The sequence below is a fragment of the Streptomyces sp. SP18BB07 genome (assembly GCF_036322545.1).
In the GTDB taxonomy this organism is placed as follows: domain Bacteria; phylum Actinomycetota; class Actinomycetes; order Streptomycetales; family Streptomycetaceae; genus Streptomyces; species Streptomyces deccanensis.
This window is the reverse complement of the sequence record NZ_JAQYWT010000187.1, coordinates 1-303: the sequence shown is the minus strand read 5'-3', so window position 1 is coordinate 303 and position 303 is coordinate 1. Positions and strand designations below refer to the sequence as shown.

At 27.4% G+C, this 303-nt stretch carries 1 protein-coding gene; it reads right to left on the bottom strand.

Going from position 1 to position 303, the window contains the following annotated elements; all coding sequences use genetic code 11:
- A partial coding sequence (locus PUR53_RS48035) for a hypothetical protein (protein ID WP_329907138.1) occupies positions 1 to 303 on the bottom strand: 303 nt, incomplete at both ends.

The following is a 303-nucleotide window of genomic DNA, read 5'->3' as shown; positions in this document are numbered from 1 at the left end:
GTTTTTTGTGGGGTGTTTTGGGTTTTTTTTTTGTTTTGTTTGTTGTTTGTGTTTGTTTTGGTTTTTTTTTGGTGTTTGTTGTGGGTGTTTGTTTTTTTTTTTGTGGTTTTTTGTTTTTTTTTTTTTTTTTTTTTTTTTTTTTTTTTTTTGTGTTTTTTTTTTTTGTTTTTTGGTTGGGGTTTTTTTTTTTTATTTTCTTTTTGGTTTTGGTTGTTTTTGGTGTTGTTTTTTTGTATTATTATTTTATTTTTGCCTTTTTTTTTGTTTTTGTTTGTGGTGGGGCGTGTGGCCAGCCCCCCCCCC